The organism is Intestinibacter sp., from assembly GCF_051866655.1.
Lineage (GTDB): Bacteria > Bacillota > Clostridia > Peptostreptococcales > Peptostreptococcaceae > Intestinibacter.
On sequence record NZ_JBJDXL010000216.1, the window covers coordinates 1 to 4,698 of the forward strand.

Sequence of the window (4,698 nt, forward strand, 5' to 3'; positions counted from 1 at the left end):
GCAACATATCCGTATGAACCATTGTATTTAATTTTAGCCCATCCATTATTTATAGATATTATGCCTACTTTATCATTTTTTGATAATTTAGATATTACACTGTAATTTGTACTTGGACCTTCTCTGAAGTTTAAAGAAGTAGTATTTACATATTTGTAATATTTTACTGATGTATTTTCTTGAGTTTGTTGATCTTCAACAGTAGAATAAGCTGATGCATATGTTTTATATATGTAACCTGTTTGTCCATTGTATTTTACTTTATACCAGTTACCTGATTGTCCTAAATATTGAACTTTTTCGCCTTTTTGTAATTTATCTATTTTAGTAGAGTATTTGCTTGGTGCAACTCTAAAATTAACTGATCCATTTATTATTAAAGTTTCTATGCTATCTGCATTTGAAATTGATAGACTCATAGCAGGTAGAATTATCGCTGTACCTATAAGAGCCTTTTTAAAATCGAAATTCATAAATTCACTCTCCTTGTTCTAGTAAAAACAACTAAATTGTAACAAGTTGTTTCTCTCTTTATATATATTATTACAAAATTGTAACTATTTGTAAATAGTTTTTGACACAAAAAAAGGAAATAATTTCTTTTCGATGATAAATACAAGTGCACAACTATACAATAGTAGTAAAAATGTACATAAAAATAAACACTAGATAGGAATTTTACATCTAGTGTTTTGTTACTTTTTGTAACCAAATAGTCGATTTAATAGATTTTAGAATATTTTTTTAGATTCAGTAAAATCGTATACCTCCATCAAGGCCTCTCCAAATCTCTGATAATGTGTTATTTCCCTTTGTCCTAAAAAGCTCAAGACATCTTTTATATCAGGGTCATCTGTTAAATTTATTAATTGATAATATGTCGCCAAAGCTTTTTGCTCAGCTGCCATATTTTCATGTAAATCAGTTATAGGGTCGCTGAAGACATTAATATATGATGTTGTAAATGGAACGCCATTTGAATCTGAAGGTTGAATTCCGTAACCAAATTGGGCGTAATTAGTGTCCATGCCAACTGCCTTTAATTCATCAAGAGTTGCTCCATCTGTAAGCTGATAAATCATAGATGAAATTATTTCTACATGTGCTAATTCCTCCGTACCGATGTCAGTCAGTAATCCTTTAGTTTTTCCAGTAGGCATAGTATACCTCTGTTGTAAATATCTAATTGCTGCACCCAGTTCTCCATTAGGTCCTCCTAGCTGAGTCATTATAAGCTTTGCCATTCTAAGGTCGCGGCATTTTAAATTTACTGGATATTCCAATGTTTTTTCGTAAATCCACATATCTAAATCCCCCCTCTTACATATAAAATTCTTTTTCCCATGGCCAAGGTGATTCAACCCACTTCCATGGACAAACACTTGGAGCATATCCAAAATTTGTTAAAGGACCGTATTTTTTTTCGTAGGCACATCTAGCCTGTGCGTATTGAGAGACAAAAGAATTGTAAGTGTTTACAGCAGTTTTGTCTTCGGGATTGTTGTCTAGATATAAATTCATATCTACGGCTGCAAATCCAAGCTCCATAACTGCTTTTATTAGGTCGTATCTACATGCTGATGATCTCATTATCTTCTACCTCCCAGTCTATTTTTAGGTGATTTATAAAGGCAAGCGTTGTAATTTTCAGAATTAAATAGGTATAATTCTGGGAATAAGCTACCATATTCTAGGGCTTTGCATAGATTGTACATCTTTGTCAAAACTTGATCGTTAATGTAAGGTCTTGCAAGCTGATCACCGCAATTATTCTTAATACCTCTAGTTTTTTCCATTATGTTAAACCTCCTCGATGATATGATAGAAACTTTAGTAAATGTCTACCTTAATATATAATATTAAAAGGAGGTTTAAATGTTACATAAGGCGTTTAAATATATGGCTTACATACTTGAATGTATATTGTAAAGTATGATAAAATTAATTTCATGTTTAAACTAATGAGGTGATTAAATGGGAAAATTAGCAGGTGACGGGTGTAATATAATTATGCCTACAGAAGAGAGAAAGCCTTTAAGAGAGATAGAAAAAAGTATAATAAAAAAATACAGAAAATACACATGGTCTAAATTTATAAAGGCTATAAAGGATTATAAATTAGTAGAAGAAGGCGACAAAATCGCGGTGGCGATTTCTGGAGGAAAGGACAGCCTTCTTATGGCGAAGATGTTTCAAGAATTGCAAAAGCACGGACAAGTTAAATTTGACTTAGTCTATCTTGCGATGGATCCTGGATATCATAAAAACATCAGAAAGCTACTTGAAGATAATTGTGAGTATTTAAATATTCCGCTTACAATATTCGAGACTAATATTTTCGATGTAGCAGGTGAAATTGCAGAGGATTACCCATGCTATATGTGTGCACGTATGAGAAGGGGTGCTCTATACAACAAGGCAGAGGAGCTAGGATGTAATAAATTAGCTCTAGGACACCACTTTGATGATGTAATAGAAACTACAATGCTTAATCTACTATGTGCTGGAAATTTCAAGACAATGCTTCCTAAGCTAAAATCTACTAACTTTGAAAAAATGCAAATAATAAGACCTCTATATTATATAAGAGAGGAAAGCATAATAAGATTTATTCAAAATAGTGGAATTATGCCACTTAACTGCGCGTGTATGGTCGCAGCTAAGAAGACAGGAAATAAGAGATATGAAATCAAGGAGCTTATAAAAAATCTAGGAGAACAATACCAAGAGGTTGAAAAATCAATATTCAAAGCTGCAAATAATGTTTACTTAGATTCTGTTTTAGGATGGGAACAGGATGGAGTTAGACATTCGTTTTTAGATAGATTTGAGTAAAATTTTTAATAAGTAAGGAATAAACCCTCTACATAAAAAGCAAACACTTTTATATGTGGAGGGTATTTTTATAATTATATAACTACACTTAGAGTTTTGTGGTAAAATATAATATATGTTTTATGATTGGGGGAATTGTATGAAAAAAATATATATGGACTTTGAGATGAATATGAACAACACAAAAAACAATAAGAGAGAGGGATTTAAGGCGGATTTAATAGCTATTGGAGCTATAAAATACGATACAAAGACTAAAGAAATAGAGGAGTTTAAATCTCTGATAAAACCTATCTTAACAAAAACAGTTTACCCACATATAGAAGAGTTAACACATATTACCACAGAAGACTTGGAAAATGCTCCTACTTATGAAAGTGTGATGAGATCATTTAAACATTGGCTAGGTAATTTTGATGAGATTGAGGGAATTTATACTTTTGGAAACTTAGATTTGACTTGTTTTAAAAATACAGATAGAATAAGTGCGCAAAAGAACAATCATCCTCGTTTTCTAAATAATATCCAGAGCTTCTTTGTAGATATCAAGGAAAAATATTTAGAATACGGAATCAAGTGCATGAACTACATATCTCTAACTCATCTCTTGGAATTGTCAAATATGGAGTTTAGCGGTGATGCCCATGATCCTCTATACGATGCATATAATTTACATATTTTAGATGAAGCGCTAGAAAAAAATGAATACATAAGAAATTACTTGATAATTCAAGATATAAACAAAAGTCCTTATAACCAAATTGACGAGGATATAGAAAATAAAATAAAAGATTATGGGAATTATTTGTATAATAAAGAAGGAAACTATACTATAGATGATTTATCAATAGATATATTATCAATTGTTGGTAGATATGTGTATTCGATAAAACAGATAAAAGTCAAAAATATTGATATTGTAAATGATATAGTAAAAAAATTAGACACTGTAGATAAGCTTAAAAATATAAAAGATGGGTATTTTTATGTTTTAAATAATTTCTACTTTGATTTGATGGATTTATTTGAGGATGCGCTTTTATACAAGCTCAGTCAAGAGGAGTATGAGGATGAGATGAATAATATTTTAGATTTATTTATTGAAGATATGGAATATGAAAATATATTTATAGATATAAAAGTTGACTTGCAGCCAGCTGACAGTTTGACAACCTAGATTGAATTAAAAAAAATCTTCCTTGAGAAGATTTTTTTATTTGCAGAGATTTGATTATATTTATATTTGTTGTGATATAATTTTTATTATAGGATAAGCAAAAAATATAATTAAATTTTAAATAGGTGATAATATGGATATAAGTGATATAGTGAGAAAACAAAAAGAGTTTTTCAAGACGGGAAGGACTAAGGATATAAATTTTAGAATAGATGCGCTTGATAAATTGGAGCATGCAATAAGAAAATACGAAATAAAAATAAAAGATGCTTTGAAAAAGGATTTAAATAAATCTGAATTTGAGTCCTATATGGCAGAGGTAGGTCTTACGTTAAGTGATTTAACGTTTATAAAAAAACGAGTAAAAAGATGGTCAAGGGATGAGAGGGTTTTGACTCCGCTGAGTCAATTTCACGCTAAAAGCTTTATAACTAAGGAGCCTTATGGTGTCGCGCTTATAATATCTCCTTGGAATTACCCTTTTTTACTTTGTATAGAGCCACTTATTGGAGCGATTGCTGCTGGTAACTGTGCCATTTTGAAGGTTTCAAGAGATTCTAAATATACATCAGAGGTAATATGTGAAATGATATCTGAAACTTTTCCAGAAGAATATATAACTGTAGTAAATGGAAATAGGGAAGTAGTAAATCAGCTATTAGAAGAAAAGCTAGACTATATTTTCT

General features: G+C 30.6%; 7 protein-coding genes. 3 read left to right on the top strand and 4 right to left on the bottom strand.

The window, feature by feature from the left end:
- From ACI3VO_RS06565 to ACI3VO_RS06580, 4 genes are all read right to left on the bottom strand, one after another.
- Positions 1–473 (bottom strand): SH3 domain-containing protein (locus ACI3VO_RS06565; RefSeq protein WP_439757136.1); only part of this gene is annotated, 473 nt, incomplete at its 3' end.
- A 258-nt stretch (positions 474–731) separates the two neighbouring features.
- Complete coding sequence (locus tag ACI3VO_RS06570; protein WP_439757137.1) at positions 732–1,304, bottom strand: manganese catalase family protein; 573 nt, start codon at positions 1,302–1,304, stop codon at positions 732–734.
- A 16-nt stretch (positions 1,305–1,320) separates the two neighbouring features.
- On the bottom strand, positions 1,321–1,590 hold the full coding sequence (locus tag ACI3VO_RS06575) for a spore coat protein CotJB (protein ID WP_439757138.1): 270 nt from the start codon (positions 1,588–1,590) through the stop codon (positions 1,321–1,323).
- Positions 1,590–1,796, bottom strand: a complete 207-nt coding sequence (locus ACI3VO_RS06580) for a spore coat associated protein CotJA (RefSeq protein WP_439757139.1) — start codon at positions 1,794–1,796, stop codon at positions 1,590–1,592. Before ACI3VO_RS06580 ends, ACI3VO_RS06575 begins: the two co-directional genes overlap by 1 nt.
- A 178-nt stretch (positions 1,797–1,974) precedes the next feature.
- On the opposite strand from ACI3VO_RS06580, the gene ACI3VO_RS06585 reads away from it, so the two are divergent.
- From ACI3VO_RS06585 to ACI3VO_RS06595, 3 genes are all read left to right on the top strand, one after another.
- Positions 1,975–2,835: a tRNA 2-thiocytidine biosynthesis TtcA family protein gene (locus ACI3VO_RS06585; RefSeq protein WP_439757140.1), complete on the top strand. Its 861-nt coding sequence runs from the start codon at positions 1,975–1,977 to the stop codon at positions 2,833–2,835.
- Positions 2,836–2,974: 139 nt separating this feature from the next.
- Positions 2,975–4,012: an exonuclease domain-containing protein gene (locus tag ACI3VO_RS06590; RefSeq protein ID WP_439757141.1), complete on the top strand. Its 1,038-nt coding sequence runs from the start codon at positions 2,975–2,977 to the stop codon at positions 4,010–4,012.
- 133 nt (positions 4,013–4,145) lie between these two features.
- The coding region (locus tag ACI3VO_RS06595) for an aldehyde dehydrogenase family protein (protein WP_439757142.1) at positions 4,146–4,698 on the top strand (553 nt) is incomplete at its 3' end.

Bases quoted from the DNA above. Each gene is read 5' to 3' on its own strand.
- ACI3VO_RS06570 (WP_439757137.1), bottom strand. From the start codon at position 1,304: ATGTGGATTTACGAAAAAACATTGGAATATCCAGTAAATTTAAAATGC.
- ACI3VO_RS06575 (WP_439757138.1), bottom strand. From the start codon at position 1,590: ATGAGATCATCAGCATGTAGATACGACCTAATAAAAGCAGTTATGGAG.
- ACI3VO_RS06580 (WP_439757139.1), bottom strand. From the start codon at position 1,796: ATGGAAAAAACTAGAGGTATTAAGAATAATTGCGGTGATCAGCTTGCA.
- ACI3VO_RS06585 (WP_439757140.1), top strand. From the start codon at position 1,975: ATGGGAAAATTAGCAGGTGACGGGTGTAATATAATTATGCCTACAGAA.
- ACI3VO_RS06590 (WP_439757141.1), top strand. From the start codon at position 2,975: ATGAAAAAAATATATATGGACTTTGAGATGAATATGAACAACACAAAA.